Genomic DNA, 16,881 nt, shown 5'->3' with positions numbered 1-16,881 from the left:
TTGACATGGCCTTCACGGCCAACCGAACATGAGGTTCATTCTTCGGAAAGGTAGCTTATGCGCCTGTTTGCTGCGTCGCTCGCAACCGAAACGAATACGTTCTCTCCGATCCCGACATCCCGGGCCAATTTCGAGGCTTCCGCCTACTTCCCCGCCGGCCAGCATCCCGACCGGGCGACCCATTGCACCGCCCCGCTTTATGTCGCGCGGCAGCGCGCCAGGCGCGACGGCTTCGAGCTGATCGAGGGCTCCTGCTTCTGGGCCGAGCCGTCAGGCACCTGCGCCCAGGCCGATTACGAGGAGATGCGCGAGGAGATCCTCGTTCAGCTCCGGGCGGCGATGCCGGTCGACGGCGTGCTGCTCGGGCTGCACGGCGCCATGGTCGCGCATGGCTATGACGATTGCGAAGGCGACATCCTCGAACATGTCCGCGCCATCGTCGGCCCATCCGTGCCGATCGGCGTCGAGCTCGATCCGCATTGCCACCTGACCGAGAAGCGCGTGCGCCTCGCCAATGCGATCATCCTCTACAAGGAATACCCGCATATCGACTTCGTCGAGCGGGCCGAGGAGCTGGTCGATATCATCCTCGGGACGATCCGGGGCAAGCTCAAGCCGGTTATGTCGCTCTACGACTGCCGGATGATCGAGCTGGTGCCGACGACACGCGAGCCGGGCCGCTCCTTCGTCGACCGGATGAGCGCCCTCGAAGGCAAGGACGGCATCCTCTCGGTCTCGCTGGCGCATGGCTTCCAGCAGGGCGACGTGCCGGAGATCGGCACCCGCGTCCTCGTCGTCACCGACAACGACAAGGCGAAGGGCGATGCGCTGGCGGCAAAGCTCGGCGAAGAGTTCCGCTCGCTCAAGGGGCAGTTCGCTCCGCCGGTGACCCCGCTCGACGAGGCGCTCGACCGCGCGCTCGGCGGCGCCGCGAACGGCCCGCGCGTCATCGCGGATTCCACCGACAATGCCGGCGGCGGCGCGGCCTCCGACAATACCAATATCATCCACCGACTGCGCGAGCGCGGCATCTCCGATGCGGCGGTCGGCCCGGTCTGGGACCCGGTCGCGGTCGAGTTCTGCCTGACGGCCGGCGTCGGCGCGACCATTCCGCTGCGCTTCGGCGGCAAGGCGGCCTCGACCTCGGGCACGCCGGTCGATGGCGAGGTCACCGTGCTCGGCGCCATCCGCAACGGGACGCAGAGCTTCGGCACCGCCAAGGTGCCGATAGGCAATGCGGTCGGCATCCGCATCGACGGCATCGATGTCTCGCTGCTCTCGCACCGCACGCAGGCGCTGGGGCTGGAGATCTTCACCAGCGTCGGCATCGACCCGACGCAGAAGCGCATCGTCTCGGTCAAGTCGACCAACCATTTCCATGCGGCCTACGGCCCCATCGCCAGCGAGGTGATCTACACCGATGGCGGTGGCCCCTCGCATCTCGACGTGCGCAAATATCCCTATCGCAAGATCAACCGGCCGCTTTGGCCGCATGATCCGCTCCCGCCGGGCCGGCTCGTCGTCTGACGCCCCGCGACCCGAAAGGAACAGGAGAGAAGAAGCATGACCCGATGAGGGCCAGACGAGGCGAATGCCCGCGGTCCTCCCCATCAACGAGGAGGAGAACGACATGACCACGACACGCAGACGCTTCGTTCAGGGCGGATTGGCAACCGGTGCGATCATTTCCGCGCCGGCCACGATCCGCGCCCAGACCACCCCTTCAGCCGCCCGCACCATCCGCGCCGTCCTGCATGGCGACCTTCGCGTCTTCGATCCGATCTGGACGACGGCGAACATGACCTCCTACCACGCCGGCATGGTCTACGACACGCTGTTCGGCGTGAACGACAAGTTCGAGCCGCAGCCGCAGATGGTCTCGAAATGGTCGCTCTCGGACGACCGCAAGACCTATACGTTCGAGCTGCGCGACGGGTTGAAATTCACGGACGGCACGCCTGTCACCGCCAAGGATTGCGTCGCCTCGATCCGGCGCTGGGGCGCCCGCGACGGCGGCGGCCAGCACATGATGGCGCGCCTCGCCGACACGCCGGTGAAGGACGACAAGACCTTCCAGATCGTGATGAAGGAGCCCTACGGGCTCGTGGTCGAGTGGCTCGCCAAGGCGGCGACCAATGTCTGCTACATCATGCGCGAGAAGGAGGCCGGGACCGACCCGAACCAGCAGATCAGCACGATCATCGGCTCGGGCCCCTTCACCTTCAACGAGAGCGCCGTCGTCCAGGGCCAGCGCTACGTCTATGACAAGAACGCGAATTACGTGCCGCGCTCCGAACCGGCCGTGATGACCTCGGGCGGCAAGGTCGTGAATGTCGACCGTGTCGTGTTCGAGAACATCGCCGACGAGGCGACCGCGATCGCCGCGATCCGGGCCGGCGAGATCGACATGATCGAATACCCGAATGTCGACCTGCTCGACTCGCTCGCCGGCGAGAAGGCGATCAAGCTCGAGGTGCTGAACAAGCAGGGCCAGCTCGGCTGGGCGCGCGTGAACTGGCTCCATCCGCCGTTCAACAACCTCAAGGCCCGCCAGGCCATGCTGCACCTCATCCACCCGACCGAGGTGATGAAGGCGACCTTCGGCGACGAGAAATACTTCCGTGGCTGCTCCTCGCTGTTCGGCATGGGCACGCCGATGGAGAACGACGCCAATATCGACTGGTTCAAGGGCGCGCCGAATATCGAGAAGGCGAAGCAGCTTGTGAAGGAGTCCGGATATGACGGGCGCCCGGTCGTCGTGCTGCAGGCGACCAACATCGCCTATATGAACAACGCCGCGAACCTGATCGCGCAATGGATGCGCCAGGCCGGCTTCAACGTCTCGCTGCAGGCCTCCGACTGGGGCGCCGTCGTCACCCGCCGCGCCGTCAAGGCCGCGCCGGATCAGGGCGGCTGGAACGTGTTCTTCACCTCCGGCTCGGTCAACGCCTTCGGCAACCCGGTCTCGCTCAGCGGCCATGCGGCCAGCGGCGAAAAGGGCTGGTTCGGCTGGCCAAGCAACGAGCTGCATGAGCAATTGCGCGACAAATGGGCGGGTGCCTCGACCGATGCCGAGCGCAAGCAGATTGCCCGCGACATCCAGCAGAACGCCTGGGATTTCGTGCCGCATGCCTATTTCGGCCAGTGGTTCCAGCCGGCGGCGCTGCGCAACCTGACCGGACTGATCGGCATGCCCGAGTTGATCCCGTTCTGGAACGTCAAGAAGGGCTGATTTCAGCCCGATCAAGAACCGATCCGTGGAGCCCGCCTTCGGGCGGGCTCCATCGGTCCGACCGTCTTCAGGTGATCGTGCCGGCGGCGTGAGGGCGAGCACGCAAGCCGTGCACCAGCGGGCATTCCAGCAGCCCGCCCAAAAGAACAAGCAGACGGAGGACGACCGAATCCATGCTGAGTTATCTGGTACAGCGCCTGGCATCGACCATCCTGGTGATGACGCTGGTGGGCATCTTCGTCTTCCTGCTGCTCCATCTCTCGGCCGGCGACCCCGCCGCGATCATCGCCGGCGACTACGCCACGCCACAGCAGATCGTCGCGATCCGCCAGCGGCTCGGCCTCGACGATCCCCTACTCGTCCAGTTCGGGCGCTGGGCTTTGCGCGTGATCCAGGGCGATCTCGGCGTCTCGATCTTCTCCAGCACGCCGGTCTCGACACTGATCCTGCAACGGCTCGAGCCGACGCTGTCGCTCGCCATCCTCACCATGATCTTCGCGGTCTCGATCGCGGTCACGCTCGGCGTGCTCGCCGCCTGGAAGGCCGGGCGGCCGGTCGACCGCCTGCTGATGGGCTTTTCTGTGCTCGGCTTCTCCATGCCGACCTTCGTGGTCGGCTACTGCCTGATCTACGTCTTCGCGATCGAACTGCGCTGGCTGCCCGTGCAGGGCTACCGGCCGATCCTCGACGGCATCGGCCCGTGGTTCATGCATCTCGTGCTGCCGACGGTGACGCTCGGCCTCGCCTATGTCGCGCTGATTGCGCGGATGACGCGGGCCTCGATGCAGGAGGTGCTGGAGGAGGACTATATCCGCACCGCCAATGCCAAGGGCGTCTCGGCGCGCACGATGCTGATGAAGCACGCGCTGAAGAATGCCGGCGTGCCGATCATCACCGTGATCGGCATCGGCGTCGCCCTGCTGATCGGCGGCGTCGTGATCACCGAGACGGTGTTCAACATCCCCGGCATCGGCCGCCTCGTGGTCGATGCGATCTCGAAGCGCGACTACCCGATCATCCAGGGCGTGATCCTCGTCTTCTCCGGCGTTTACGTGCTGATCAACCTCGCGGTCGATCTCTCCTATTCGCTCATCGATCCCCGCATCCGGCATTGAGGAGGCGAGACCGATGACCGCAATCGATGCCCCGACCGTTCCCGCTCCCCCCGCCGGCAGCCGCCTCGCCCGGATCGGCCGCTTCGTGCGCCGCAACCCGACGATGCTGCTCGGCGCCGCCATCCTGATCTTCTTCCTCATCGTCGCGATCATCGCGCCGCTGATAGCCGGCGACCCGATGCTGAAGGCCCCGACGCGGCGGCTCCAGCCGCCCTCGCCCGAACTGCGCTTCGGCACCGACCAGCTCGGCCAGGATGTCTTCGCGCGCACCGTCTACGGCTCCCGCGTCTCGCTGATCGTCGGCTTCAGCGTCGCGACGATCTCGATCCTGATCGGCCTGACCATCGGCCTCTTCGCCGGCTATTACCGTCGCTTCGACGCGATCGTGATGCGCCTGATGGACGGGCTGATGGCGATCCCCGCGATCCTGCTGGCGATCGCCATGGTTTCCCTGAACCAGGGCAGCATCGGGATCGTCATCGCGGCGATCTCGATCCCGGAACTGCCGCGCGTCGTCCGGCTCGTCCGCTCGATCGTGCTCAGCGTCAAGGAGCTGCCCTTCGTCGAGGCCGCGCGCGCCTGCGGAGCGCGCACGCCGCGCCTCCTGTTCTGGCACATCATGCCGAGCACGATCGCGCCCTTGATCGTGCAGGCAACCTATATCTGCGCCTCGGCGATCCTGGTCGAAGCCTCGCTCTCCTTCCTCGGTGCGGGCGTGCCGCCGGAGGTGCCGAGCTGGGGCAACATGATCGCGTCGAGCCGCCTCTACCTCGCCCGCGCGCCCTGGACGATCTTCTGCCCGGCGATCGCGCTCGCGCTGGTCGTGCTGGCGGTGAACCTGCTCGGCGACGGCCTGCGCGACCGGCTCGATCCGCGCCTGTCGCGGCGGCTCTAGCCTCACGACCACACTGCACGCCGGGCATGCATCGGCACGCCCGGCGAATCTCCGGCCCCGCGCTATGCTGCCCTCGCCATCGATGGCGACACGAAGCTGGGAGCCTGCCGGGATGAACCGACGCGACACGATCCGACTGGCGCTGCTGCCGACGCCTTTCGAGCCATTGCCGCGCCTCACGCAGGCTCTCGCCCGGAACGGTGTAGGACCGTCGATCTGGATGAAGCGCGACGACTGCACCGGCTTCGCCGGCGGCGGCAACAAGGTGCGCAAGCTCGAATATCTGGTCGCCGAGGCCCTGAAACAGGGCGCCGACACGCTGGTCACCATGGGCGCGATCCAGTCGAACCACGCCCGCCAGACGGCGGCCGCGGCCGCGCGCAACGGGCTCGCCTGCGTGCTGCTGCTGACCGACTCGGTGGCGAATCGCAGCGAATCCTATCGGACCAACGGCAACTGGCTGCTGGACCGGATTTTTGGCGCCGAGATCCGCCTGTTCCCGCCCGGCGGGGATGCGACCGCCATCGCCGACGAGGCGGTAGCGGGACTGAAGGCACAGGGGAAACGCCCGTATTTCATCCCGGTCGGCGGCTCCAATGCGCTGGGCAGCCTCGCCTATCGCGACGCGCTTCTGGAACTGGCCGGGCAGGCGAAAGCCGAAGCCGTTGCTATCGACCATATCGTCGTGCCGACGGGCAGCGGCGGCACCCATGCCGGCATCCTCGCCGGGGTCGAGGATGCCGGGCTTGCCTGCCGCGTGCGAGGCGTCAGCGTCTCGCGCTCCACCGAGCAGGCGGGCGCCATCGTCTCCGGGCTGGTGAATGACATCTACGCGCTGGAAGGCCGGCAGCGGGGCCAGCAGGTCGCGCTTGAGATCGATGATTCGCAGGTCGGCTCCGGCTATGGCCAGCCGACGCCTGCGATGATCGAGGCCGTCGAGCTGGTCGCGCGGACGGAGGGCATCCTGCTCGACCCCGTCTACACCGGCAAGGCGATGGCCGGGCTGGTCGCGCTGGTCAGGAGCAGCGCCATCGGCCCCGACGAGACCGTCGTCTTCTGGCATACCGGCGGCGCGCCGGGGCTCTATGCCTATCCTGAGGTGTTTCAAGGATAGAATCGGCTGGCGGAATTTCTCCGTCGTCCTGCTTGCGTCATGGTCGGGCTTGTCCCGACCATCCACATCTTCCTTCGGCGAAAGTGGCGTTCAAGACGTGGATGCTCGCCACAAGGGCGAGCATGACGCCAGCGCTTTCCGTGCCGTTACGCGGTGTTTTCCAGGTCACTTTTGCCTGCTCAGCGCCCCGCCAGGGAACTGTGGACAGCCTCCCCCAGAGCGCATCGAGCAGGCTCCTTCGAGGCCCCGGTTTACCATCTGTTAACCATTCCCTCGATACACCGAAGCAACCGAAAATTTACCAAGATAACCGACGTGTTAACTCAACCCCGGCCCATCCGCCTCAAGGGGCGGTCCTATCTTGCGCTGACGCTGACCCCGGAGCTGCCCTTCGAGGACTGGCTCGCGCGGCTCGACGATCTCGCCTCGCGCTCCGCCGGCTTCTTCCTGCGGCGCCCCGTGGTGCTCGACATCACCGGACTGGATATCGACCGGGCGCAGCTTAGCACCTTCGTCGGCCAGCTAGGTTCGCGCCAGGTCCGGATCATGGGCATCGAGGGCGCCTCCCCCGCCCTGCTCGGCGCAGACCTACCGCCGGCCATGGCCGACGGGCGCCCGACCGCCGATTTCGAGCCCCCAGTCGCGGCTGAGGCCACCAAAGCCGAGATCGTCACGGTCGCCGAACCAGTCATGCCGGACCTGCCGAAGGCGGTACCGTCGATCATCGTGACGCAGCCGGTGCGCTCGGGCCAGTCGCTGGTCTTCCTCGAAGGCGATGTCACCGTCGTCGGCTCTGTCGCCTCGGGCGCCGAGATCGTCGCGGGCGGCTCGATCCATGTCTACGGCACCCTGCGCGGCCGGGCGATGGCCGGCACGATGGGCAATGCGGCGGCGCGTATCTTCTGCCGCAAGCTCGAGGCCGAGCTGATCGCGATCGACGGCTACTACAAGACGGCCGAGGACATGGGACCCGAATTCCGCGGCAAGCCCGTGCAGATCTTGCTCGACGGCGAAGCGTTCAAGGTCGAAGCGCTCGCCTGAGGCCAAGCATCGGACCGAAAAGTGGACCCACTTCTCGGAAAAATCCGATGCGACAACAACGAGCTAGAGACGTCAACAGTCATAAAGGAGCGGTCAATGGGCAAGGTCATCGTCGTCACATCGGGCAAGGGCGGCGTCGGCAAGACGACATCGTCGGCCGCGCTCGGCGCCGCGCTCGCCCAGGGCGGGGACAAAGTCGTGGTCGTCGATTTCGACGTCGGCCTGCGCAATCTCGACCTGGTCATGGGCGCCGAGCGGCGCGTGGTCTACGACCTCGTCAACGTCATCCAGGGCGAGGCCAAGCTCACCCAGGCGCTGATCCGCGACAAGCGGGTCGAGACGCTCTACCTGCTGCCGGCCTCGCAGACTCGCGACAAGGACAACCTGACGGCGGAAGGCGTCGCGGCTGTCATCGGCGCGCTGAAGGCGAATTTCGACTGGGTGATCTGCGACAGCCCCGCCGGCATCGAGCGCGGCGCGACGCTGGCGATGCGCCATGCCGATATCGCGATCGTCGTGACCAATCCGGAGGTCTCCTCGGTGCGCGATTCCGACCGGATCATCGGCCTGCTCGATTCCAAGACGCTCAAGGCCGAGAATGGCGAGCGCATGGAGAAGCACCTGCTGCTCACCCGCTACGACCCCCTGCGGGCGGAGCGCGGCGACATGCTGAAGGTCGACGACGTGCTGGAGATCCTCTCCATCCCGCTGCTCGGCATCATCCCCGAGAGCATGGACGTGCTGCGCGCCTCCAATATCGGCTCGCCCGTCACCCTCGCCGACCAGGGCAGCGCCCCGTCCATCGCCTATTTCGATGCTGTGCGCCGGCTCAAGGGCGAGCAACTCCCGGTCACGGTTCCCGGCGAGAAGCGCGGCTTCTTCGGCAAGTTCTTCGGAAGGAAGGCGGCATGAACCTGCTTCGTCTCTTCTCCCGCACCCGCTCCGCTCCCGCCGCCCGGGAAAGGCTGCAGGTCCTGCTCGCCCATGAGCGAGCCGCGACTGGCGGCGATGCCGACCTGCTCGGCAAGCTGCGCGACGAAATCCTGCGCGCGATCTCCAAGCATATGCAGATCGACGACGACAAGGTCAGCGTCCGGATGGAACGCGGCGCCCAGGTCTCGACGCTCGCCGTCGATATCGAGGTCCCGTTCGACGCCGGCAAGAAGGCAGCGTAACCGCTGGAAATCATTTCGGGCGCGCGGCGGCTATCAGCCCGTCGCGCGCCCCAATATCGCATCGACCTCGTCGCGATCGATGCGGCGTCGCTCGAACAGCCGCCGGGCGATCGCAGCCTGGGCCGCGAGCATCGCCGGCCGGTACAGGATCGCGGTGGCGGCCGTCGCGCAACGTGCGCGCAAGGCGGCCTCGTCCTGAGGCGGCAGCAGGGCGATATAGGGCCGCATCTGCCGGAGATCGTCCTCATGCGAGGCGATCGCGCCGGGATACCATTTCAGCCCTTCCTCGTTCCAGTAGATCATCTCGCCGCAATAACCGGCGGAGAGGATGGTAATCTCGACCTCGGCCCGCTGGCGGTCTATCGGGTTGTCAGCCTGAAATCCTCGCTTGTAGGGCTCGAAGCAGGTCTCGCCCGAGAAGCCATAGGGCGGCCGCAGCCAGGCATGCGTGATGTAGCGCCCATGCTCCCAGCCGACGACGATATGGCCGGCCTCGTGAAAGGCGCAGGCAGCGCGCCGGATGTCGGCCGGGATATCGTCGCGAATCGGCATGCCGCCTCACTGTCACCGGCAGCGGCCCTCGGCAACATATACCGTCGAGTTCGCCCTCGAATCCAAGCTGGTACAGCGGGTAGCCTAAGCCAAGGATCGAACTCAGGCCTCGCTACGGGGCTCAGAAGAAAAACGTCTCGGGCAGGCTGGCGAAGCCATTGAACCTGCGACCGCGTGACCCTCTCAGGTTTTAGCGAGGACTGCCGCAATACGCTCCCGCCATTTCTCCGCTTCTGGGCGCCCCGAAAAATCGCTCATTTCCACCACCGGCCATTTGGGCAGGCGCAGGCGCAGAACAGGGTATGGGCCGTCCTCGCTGTCTCTCATGATCAGCACCGGCGGCGTGAGCGCCGAAAACGGATAGGTTTCGTGACGCTTCAGAAAGGGCCCGCGCATGATCCTCACGGCGTATCCCGCCGTCGGGTCGAGCCTGAGTTCGGTGGAGCTTGCGAATGACAGGATCACGAAGAAGCTGCCCAGGACGACCGGAATGATGATGCAAAGCGCAGCCAGGAGCAGCGTTGGCGAGGGCGTTCCCCAATCCGCGTGAATCATGAAGGGTATCGGGATCACAATCCCGATGCCCAGTCCAAGCACCAAAATGAAAAGCCTCAGCGGGAGCGGCAACGGTCGCTGCCGGTAAATGATCGCGCGCTCATGTTCGATCAGCATCGGCAGACGGTAAGATGTTTCCCACCACCTTTCCATGGTCATTGCGCCGAGCTGGCGCGCAATGGACGAGATGCTGGTCAGGGGCCACGCGTGATGCGATGCGAGCAAGGACCGCTCGCCCGCTGAGAACTGTGCGGCATCCGAAATCCCGCATTGCCGAAGCGGCGGGGATCGGCTATCCAGCCTGCACGGAAAGCGCCCGTAGCTCAGCTGGATAGAGCGTTGCCCTCCGAAGGCAAAGGTCACACGTTCGAATCGTGTCGGGCGCGCCGTCAATCTTCCCCTCAATCTCCTCCAAGTATCTGGCGCGCAGGCGTTTTCTGACGTTGAGCATGCTTGGAATGTGCCAAGTGGTAGACCAAAAGGCGATTTATACCTTCAAAAGACGGGGTGTTTTCTACTTCCCCCGCAGGGTACAGTAATCGCTCCAGCCTCGATTCGATCAGGCACGCGTCGTCACCTGCCTGCACACCCGTTCGCTGCCTCAGGCGCGCCAATCCGCGAACGCTCTCGCATCACAGTTGGAAATGGCCTGGGCTCAAATGTCCCTGGAAGGCGTGCGGCCTATCCGACTGCCGAACCGGCGACGCCGCTGCGATTCGTACTGTCGACGCCTGGCGTCGCTCCATCGCGGATCACGATCCCGGATCCGCGAATGCGCGATCGAGTTCGACAAGGAAGCGATCGCGTGAGCGCGCTGGATGAGGGTCGCAACGGCCTGATCGTATGCGAGTCCGGACCGTTTTGATCGGGACGCCCGCGCGATAGCGAGCGCCCCGGCCATCCGAAAGAACCTACATCGCAGGAAGGACGGCAATGTCCCTCGCCCCTGCCCCAAGCCCCGTGACCTTGCCGACCGCAGTCGCCTTTCCGGTCGCGAGATCGACCTTGTGCAACGCACCGTCAGCGAGCAACCAGCCGGTATTGGAGCCGTCGGCGGCCGTCTCGATATCGAAGGCGATCGCCTTCGGCATGACGCCGAGCTTGCCGACCGCGCCGAGAACGCCATCGTTGGGCGGAGCCTGCTTGATCAGGCCACCGATCTTGCCGTCGATGTCGTAGAGCGCCGTTTCCTTGGTGCCCTTGACGGCGTTGGTGTAGGCGCCGGCCACGATCATCGGGGCCTCACCCTTGTGCATGTCGGTCTCGGCGAATTTCAGCTTACCGTCGACGGTGGTCTTGCCGTCATCGACATTGACGCGAAGGTTCGTGCCGTCGGAGCCGATAACCCGCAGCCGGTCGGCGGCCGGATTGAAATCGACCGTGGCCATGGCGCTGGCGGACAGAACGGTGTCCATCTTGGACTTCATGGTCGCCTTGCCGGCCTTGTCGACGGTGTAGATCGTGCCATCGACGCCAAGCGCATAGAGCATGCCGTCGGCCGGCCTGACATCGATGCCGGCGATCTTGCCGGCGATGCCGCTGACCTTCATCGACTGGCCGGCCTTCATCGTTGCGGTGTCGATCATGGTGAGCGTGTCGTCGCCGGTCAGGGCTGCGAGCGTGGCGGCCTGCGCGGCGATTCCGCTGCCGAGGCAGGTGGAAACGACGAGGGCGAAACGGATCGTCTTGGTCATCTTGTCCTCCGGTTCTGTCAGGCGCCGTGGCCCATACCTGCCGGCGGCGCTCATGCCGGATAGAGCCGGGACAAGGCGTCGGATGCGCCTGAAAAAATAAAACCGCCGGGGTGCATCCATCGCAGCGGGGGCAGCGTATCCTTCCGTCGTGCAGCCCAACCGGGACCGCCGAGCAAGGGACACCGCATGGCCGTCAATGCCGCGCAGTCGGACGCAACAGGCATCGAGCTGGCGCTGGCAGCCTGCGCCAGCGGCGATAAAAGCGCGCTCCGGCGCATCTACGACCAGGAATGCCCGCGTATGATCGGTGTGGCGCAGCGCATGCTGAAGCGCCGCGCCCTGGCGGAGGAAGCGGTGCAGGACAGTTTCATCCTGATCTGGCGGCATGCGGGACGCTTCGATCCGCAACGCGGTTCGGGCCTGACCTGGATCTACGCCATCCTGCGCAATCGCTCGCTCTCGATCCTGCGCGACGAGAAGCGCATGGAAACCGACGAAAGCCCGATCGCCGCGGAAGCCGCCAGCGAGGAGGATGACCCCGAAACGGTGATGGCGAAGCTCTCCGACGCCAAGGCATTGCGCAGCTGCCTGGAGACCTTGCCGGCCCCCCGTCGCGGGATGGTGCTGCTCGCCTTCGTGCAGGGGCTGAGCCATGGCGAGATCGCCGGCAAGCTCGGCATGCCGCTCGGGACGGTGAAATCCTGGATCCGGCGATCGCTGATCGCACTCAAGGAGTGCCTCGGATGACGCAGGAACCGAACCCCGAAATCCGCGCCGGAGAATATGTGCTGGGCCTGCTCGACGAGGCCGAGAGGGAGGCGTTCGAGAGGCAGATGGCCGGCGACGCAAAGCTGGATGCCGCGGTGGTCCGTTGGCAGATGCGGCTGGCGCCGATCGACGCGACCGCGCGCGAAATCGAGCCATCCGCCGGGCTTTGGCAGCGCATCGAGAGCGGACTTGGCCGCACCTCCGCGCCGCTCCGGACGACGTCTTCATCGCCTGCGCTCGGCACCCGGCTTGCGCGATGGTGGGACGATCTCTGGCTCTGGCGCGGTGCCGCCTTTGCCGGGGCAGCCGTAGCCATCCTGCTCGCCATCGGGCTTGTCGCGGCCCTCGATCGTGCCCGCCGCCAGCCCGTGATGGTTGCCGTCCTGTTGACGGACACCAATGTCGCCGCGGCCGTGGTGAACACGTTCGCCGACGGGCGCGTGGAATTGCTGCCGCTTCAGGATATCGCGGTGCCGCAGGGGCGTGCGCTGGAGATCTGGACATTGTGGGACCGCGCCACCGGGCCACGCTCCGTCGGGTTGATCGATCGTGCCCGCGCCGTGCCGCTGCGGCTGGACAATCTGCCGCTCGGCGCCGACCAGCTCTTCGAGATCACTGTGGAACCGGCCTCCGGATCGCCTACCGGACGCCCGACCGGCCCGATCATCGCCAAGGGCCTGACGGCGCGACGCCTCTAGGCGGCGCACCGTCAGGCCGATGTGGACCGCGCGCGCCAGGGCGATGCACAAAGGACTGTGGGGGCCGCCGCGCGCGCGATGCGGCCATAAAGCTCCCTATCGAACACATAGAAAATAATAGTTCGACGCCATCGACGCCGCGTTCCATCCTCGCCGCCTCAGACAACGGAGGCGCGTAAGCCATGTCCATTCTCGGGGCCCGCCTGGGCGTCGATATCGGGGGAACCTTCACCGACGTCGTGCTGGAGCAGGGCGGGCAGCGGTTCTCGACCAAGGTCCTGACCACCTACGCCGCCCCCGAGGATGCGATCATCGAGGGCATGCACCGCGTCTGCGAGAAGGCCAGCATCGCGGCTTCGGCGATCGGGCAGATCATCCACGGCACGACGCTGGCGACCAATGCATTGATCGAGCGGCGCGGCGCCAAGACCGCGCTGATCACCACCGAGGGCTTCCGCGACGTCATCGAGATGCGGACCGAGAGCCGCTTCGAGCAATACGACCTCAACCTGACGCTGCCGGAGCCGCTGCTGCCGCGCAACCGGCGCTATACGATCAAGGAGCGCATGGATGCGCGCGGCAAGGTTCTGGTCCCGCTCGATCGCGCCGCTGTCGAGGCACTGGTCGATGAACTGCGCGAAGCCGGCTATGAGAGCGTCGCGGTCGGGCTGCTGCATTCCTATGTCAGCGACGCCCATGAGCGCCTGATCCACGAGGTGCTGACCGAGCGTCTGCCGGGCGCGATGGTCTCGCTTTCCTCGGAAGTCTCGCCCCAGATGCGGGAATACGAGCGCTTCAACACGACGATCGCCAACGCCTATATCAAGCCGCTGATGAAGAGCTATCTCGTCCGGCTGAAGGGGCGGCTCGCGGCTGAAGGCGCCGCCTGCCCGATCTTCCTGATGCATTCTGGCGGTGGCATCATCTCGCTGGAAAGCGCCTCGGAATTCCCGGTCCGCCTCGTCGAATCCGGCCCGGCCGGCGGCGCGGTCTTCGCCGCCGACATCGCCGCGCGGCACGGGTTGAAGAAGGTGCTCTCCTTCGACATGGGCGGCACCACCGCCAAGATCTGCCTGATCAAGAGCTACACGCCCAAGACCGCCCGCGTCTTCGAGGTGGCACGGACCTATCGCTTCAAGAAGGGCTCGGGGATGCCGATCTCGATTCCGGTGATCGACATGGTCGAGATCGGGGCCGGCGGTGGCAGCCTCGCCTATGTCGACTCGATGAAGCAGATCCGCGTCGGGCCGGAAAGCGCGGGCTCCGAGCCCGGCCCGGCCTGCTATGGCCGCGGCGGCAAGCGCCCGGCCGTGACCGATGCCGACGTCATCCTCGGCAAGATCGACCCGGACAATTTCGCGGCCGGCACGATCCCGCTCTTCGCCGACCAGTCGGCGGAGGCGCTGGAAGCCGAGATCGGCGGCAAGCTCGGCATGGCGGCGGAGGAAAGCGCCTGGGGCGTGGCCGAGGTCGTCGACGAGAACATGGCCAATGCCGCCCGCGTCCATGCCGTCGAGAATGGCGAGGACCTCTCGGAATACACGATGATCGCGTTTGGCGGCGCGGCACCGCTGCATGCCGGGCGCCTCTGCGAGAAGCTCGGCATCGTCAGATGCCTGGTGCCGCCCGGCGCCGGTGTCGGCTCGGCCATCGGCTTCCTCAGGGCGCCGTTCAGCTTCGAGGCCAACCGCACCCTGTTCATGCGCCTCGCCCAGTTCGACACCGCGCGCGTCACGAAGCTTTTCGGCGAGATGGAGGAGGAAGCGACGCGGGTGGTGCGCTCCTGCGGCTGGTCCGGCGCGATCGAGGCTGAGTACAAGATCTATATGCGCTATGCCGGCCAGGGCTGGGAAATCCCGGTCACGCTGACGCCGGAGGAAGCGCGCGCTGCCGACCCGGCCGTCATCCTCCAGCGCTTCGAGCACGAATACGCCAACCTGTTCGGGCGCACGGTGAAGGGGCTCGCCGCCGAGATCACGGTCTGGTCGGTGAACGCCCACACGCCGCAGGAGGCCGTCGTCCCTGTGGCGCCGGTCTCACAGACGCGCGATGCGCCGGCGCAAGGCAGCCGTTCCGTCTTCGATGCCGGCCTCGGCCGTCGCGTGGAGGCTGAAGCCCATGACCGCACCGCCCTGCCCGCCGGCAGCCGGATCAATGGCCCCGGCATCGTCACCGAGGACGAGACCACCATCGTCCTGCCGTCGAGCCGCTTCGCCGTCACCTTGAACGACGGCTGCATCGACATCCGCCTTTCGGAAGCCGCACCCGCCGCCGCTGTCGCTGCGCGCAAGGAGCCCGACCATGTCTGAGATCTCCAAGGTCGCCTATCAGGTCATGTGGAACCGCCTGATCTCGGTCGTCGAGGAACAGGCGCAGGCGCTGATCCGCACCTCCTTCTCGACCTCGGTGCGCGAGGCCGGCGATCTCTCGGCCGGCGTCTATAACGAGAAGGGCGAGATGCTGGCGCAAGCGGTGACCGGCACGCCCGGCCACGTCAACGCCATGGCCGATGCCGTCGCCCATTTCATCCGCCGGATCGGGCGCGAGAACATTGCCGAGGGCGATGTCTACATCACCAACAACCCCTGGGAAGGCACCGGCCACCTGCACGACATCACTGTCGTCAGCCCCTCGTTCCACCAGGGCCGCCATGTCGGCTTCTTCGCCTGCACCGCCCATATCGTCGATATCGGCGGGCGCGGCTTCGGCGCCGATGCCAACTCGGTCTACGAGGAAGGCCTCCATATCCCGATCATGAAATTCGCCGATCGCGGCACGGTCAACGAGACGCTGGTCATGATCATCCGCGGCAATGTCCGCGAGCCCGACCAGCTCGTCGGCGACGTCTATGCGCTCGCGACCTGCAACGAGATCGGCCATCGCCGCCTGATCGAGATGATGGTCGAGTTCAAACTCACCGATCTCGCCGGCATCTCGGACTTCATCCTGACCAATTCCCGCCAGGCGACGCTCGACAGGATCGCCGCCCTGCCGCGTGGGGAGGCCGAGGGTCATATGCGGATCGACGGATACAGCCGGCCGATCGACCTCAAGGTCAGGATCTCGATCGAGCCGGACGGCGTGCTCTGCGACTGGGCCGGCACATCCGGCGTCGACAAGAACGGCATCAACGTGCCGCTGGTCTATACGAAGGCCTATACCTGCTATGCGCTGAAATGCGCGATCGCGCCGGAAATCCCGAACAACGCCGCCTCGCTGGAGCCCTTCCGCATCACGGCGCCGGAGCACACCATCGTCAACGCGGTCTGGCCGGCGCCGGTCGCGCTGCGCCACATCATCGGCCATATGGTGCCGGACACGATCTACGACGCGCTCGACAAGCTCCTGCCCGGCCTCGTCCCGGCCGAGGGCGCCGGGAGCCTCTGCAATTTCCAGGTCTCGCTCCGGCCGCGCAGCGACGGCCCCTGGCCGACGGACGCCGTGCGCGCGGAGGTCCTGACCTTCAACTCCGGCGGCTCGGGGGCACGGCCGGCGCTCGACGGCATGAACGCCACCGCCTTCCCCTCCGGCGTGATGACGATGCCGGTCGAGGCGACCGAGCAGGTCGGCCCGGTGATCGTGTGGCGCAAGGAGCTCCGGCCCGATTCCGGCGGCAAGGGCCAGCATCGCGGCGGCCTCGGCCAGCATATGGAGGTCGGCGCCTGGGAGGGCTACGAATTCGACATCCAGGCCATGTTCGATCGTGTCCACCATCCCGCCCGCGGCCGGCGCGGCGGCGGTGGCGGCGCACCGACGACGATCGCGCTCGACGACGGCACGGCGATGAAGGGCAAGGGCAAGCAGTTCGTGCCGCACGGCCGCAAGGTCGTCATGGCCTTCCCGGGCGGTGCCGGCTACGGCTTACCGGCGGAACGGGATCAGCGCAGTATCGAACGCGACCTCGCCCTGGGCTATGTTTCTGCCGCGGCGGCTCGCGCCGATTATGGCCTGTCCGAGGAGCGCGTGGCGGATGTCGTGGCCACGGCCCGGCGGGGTGAATTGCCTCGCTAGCGGGGAGATTGCGGCGAGGCGGCCCGTACCC

15 protein-coding genes and 1 tRNA gene are annotated in these 16,881 nt (G+C 66.3%); 13 read left to right on the top strand and 3 right to left on the bottom strand.

Annotated elements, in window-relative coordinates; translation table 11 throughout:
• The first annotated feature begins 57 nt into the window (after positions 1–57).
• The 8 genes from AC07NY_RS10700 to minE all read left to right on the top strand — a co-directional run bounded on the left by AC07NY_RS10700 (position 58) and on the right by minE (position 8,572).
• Complete coding sequence (locus AC07NY_RS10700) at positions 58–1,527, top strand: M81 family metallopeptidase (protein WP_494583816.1); 1,470 nt, start codon at positions 58–60, stop codon at positions 1,525–1,527.
• Positions 1,528–1,630: 103 nt separating this feature from the next.
• Complete coding sequence (locus tag AC07NY_RS10695; protein WP_494583815.1) at positions 1,631–3,232, top strand: ABC transporter substrate-binding protein; 1,602 nt, start codon at positions 1,631–1,633, stop codon at positions 3,230–3,232.
• A 173-nt stretch (positions 3,233–3,405) separates the two neighbouring features.
• Positions 3,406–4,347, top strand: a complete 942-nt coding sequence (locus AC07NY_RS10690; RefSeq protein ID WP_257734219.1) for an ABC transporter permease — start codon at positions 3,406–3,408, stop codon at positions 4,345–4,347.
• A 13-nt stretch (positions 4,348–4,360) separates the two neighbouring features.
• On the top strand, positions 4,361–5,242 hold the full coding sequence (locus AC07NY_RS10685; RefSeq protein WP_492287458.1) for an ABC transporter permease: 882 nt from the start codon (positions 4,361–4,363) through the stop codon (positions 5,240–5,242).
• A 112-nt stretch (positions 5,243–5,354) separates the two neighbouring features.
• The gene (locus tag AC07NY_RS10680; protein WP_494583814.1) at positions 5,355–6,356 is read left to right on the top strand and encodes a D-cysteine desulfhydrase family protein; all 1,002 of its coding nucleotides are present in this window, start codon (positions 5,355–5,357) and stop codon (positions 6,354–6,356) included.
• Between the two features lie 306 nt (positions 6,357–6,662).
• Positions 6,663–7,397: a septum site-determining protein MinC gene (gene minC, locus AC07NY_RS10675; RefSeq protein WP_494584666.1), complete on the top strand. Its 735-nt coding sequence runs from the start codon at positions 6,663–6,665 to the stop codon at positions 7,395–7,397.
• A 96-nt stretch (positions 7,398–7,493) separates the two neighbouring features.
• Positions 7,494–8,309: a septum site-determining protein MinD gene (minD, locus tag AC07NY_RS10670; protein ID WP_492287456.1), complete on the top strand. Its 816-nt coding sequence runs from the start codon at positions 7,494–7,496 to the stop codon at positions 8,307–8,309.
• Positions 8,306–8,572, top strand: coding sequence for a cell division topological specificity factor MinE (gene minE / locus AC07NY_RS10665; protein WP_494583813.1), 267 nt, complete (start codon positions 8,306–8,308; stop codon positions 8,570–8,572). Before minD ends, minE begins: the two co-directional genes overlap by 4 nt.
• 33 nt (positions 8,573–8,605) lie before the next feature.
• Here minE and AC07NY_RS10660 read toward each other — a convergent pair whose 3' ends face one another.
• Together AC07NY_RS10660 and AC07NY_RS10655 are read right to left on the bottom strand one after the other, a co-directional pair.
• Positions 8,606–9,124: a hypothetical protein gene (locus AC07NY_RS10660; RefSeq protein WP_494583812.1), complete on the bottom strand. Its 519-nt coding sequence runs from the start codon at positions 9,122–9,124 to the stop codon at positions 8,606–8,608.
• A 183-nt stretch (positions 9,125–9,307) separates the two neighbouring features.
• Positions 9,308–9,904 (bottom strand): hypothetical protein, encoded by a 597-nt coding sequence (locus AC07NY_RS10655; protein ID WP_494583811.1) that lies wholly within the window; start codon positions 9,902–9,904, stop codon positions 9,308–9,310.
• 87 nt (positions 9,905–9,991) lie between these two features.
• Here AC07NY_RS10655 and AC07NY_RS10650 point away from each other — a divergent pair.
• Positions 9,992–10,065: transfer RNA gene (locus AC07NY_RS10650), tRNA-Arg, on the top strand.
• Between the two features lie 525 nt (positions 10,066–10,590).
• On the opposite strand, the gene AC07NY_RS10645 is transcribed toward AC07NY_RS10650, so the two are convergent.
• Positions 10,591–11,373, bottom strand: a complete 783-nt coding sequence (locus tag AC07NY_RS10645; protein ID WP_494583810.1) for a DUF4394 domain-containing protein — start codon at positions 11,371–11,373, stop codon at positions 10,591–10,593.
• Between the two features lie 186 nt (positions 11,374–11,559).
• Between AC07NY_RS10645 and AC07NY_RS10640 the strand changes: the two genes are divergently transcribed.
• From AC07NY_RS10640 to AC07NY_RS10625, 4 genes are all read left to right on the top strand, one after another.
• Positions 11,560–12,120 carry a sigma-70 family RNA polymerase sigma factor gene (locus tag AC07NY_RS10640; RefSeq protein WP_494583809.1) on the top strand — a complete coding sequence of 187 codons (561 nt, stop codon included), beginning with the start codon at positions 11,560–11,562 and terminating at the stop codon, positions 12,118–12,120.
• Positions 12,117–12,839, top strand: coding sequence for an anti-sigma factor (locus tag AC07NY_RS10635; RefSeq protein WP_494583808.1), 723 nt, complete (start codon positions 12,117–12,119; stop codon positions 12,837–12,839). Before AC07NY_RS10640 ends, AC07NY_RS10635 begins: the two co-directional genes overlap by 4 nt.
• A 182-nt stretch (positions 12,840–13,021) precedes the next feature.
• A complete protein-coding gene (locus AC07NY_RS10630) occupies positions 13,022–15,148 on the top strand; it encodes a hydantoinase/oxoprolinase family protein (protein ID WP_494583807.1) in 2,127 nt (708 codons plus the stop codon).
• Positions 15,141–16,850 (top strand): hydantoinase B/oxoprolinase family protein, encoded by a 1,710-nt coding sequence (locus tag AC07NY_RS10625; protein WP_494583806.1) that lies wholly within the window; start codon positions 15,141–15,143, stop codon positions 16,848–16,850. Before AC07NY_RS10630 ends, AC07NY_RS10625 begins: the two co-directional genes overlap by 8 nt.
• Positions 16,851–16,881: the final 31 nt, after the last annotated feature.

The organism is Allobosea sp. GW821-FHT09G06 (assembly GCF_059416005.1).
This window is presented reverse-complemented; position numbering and strand designations above follow the sequence as displayed.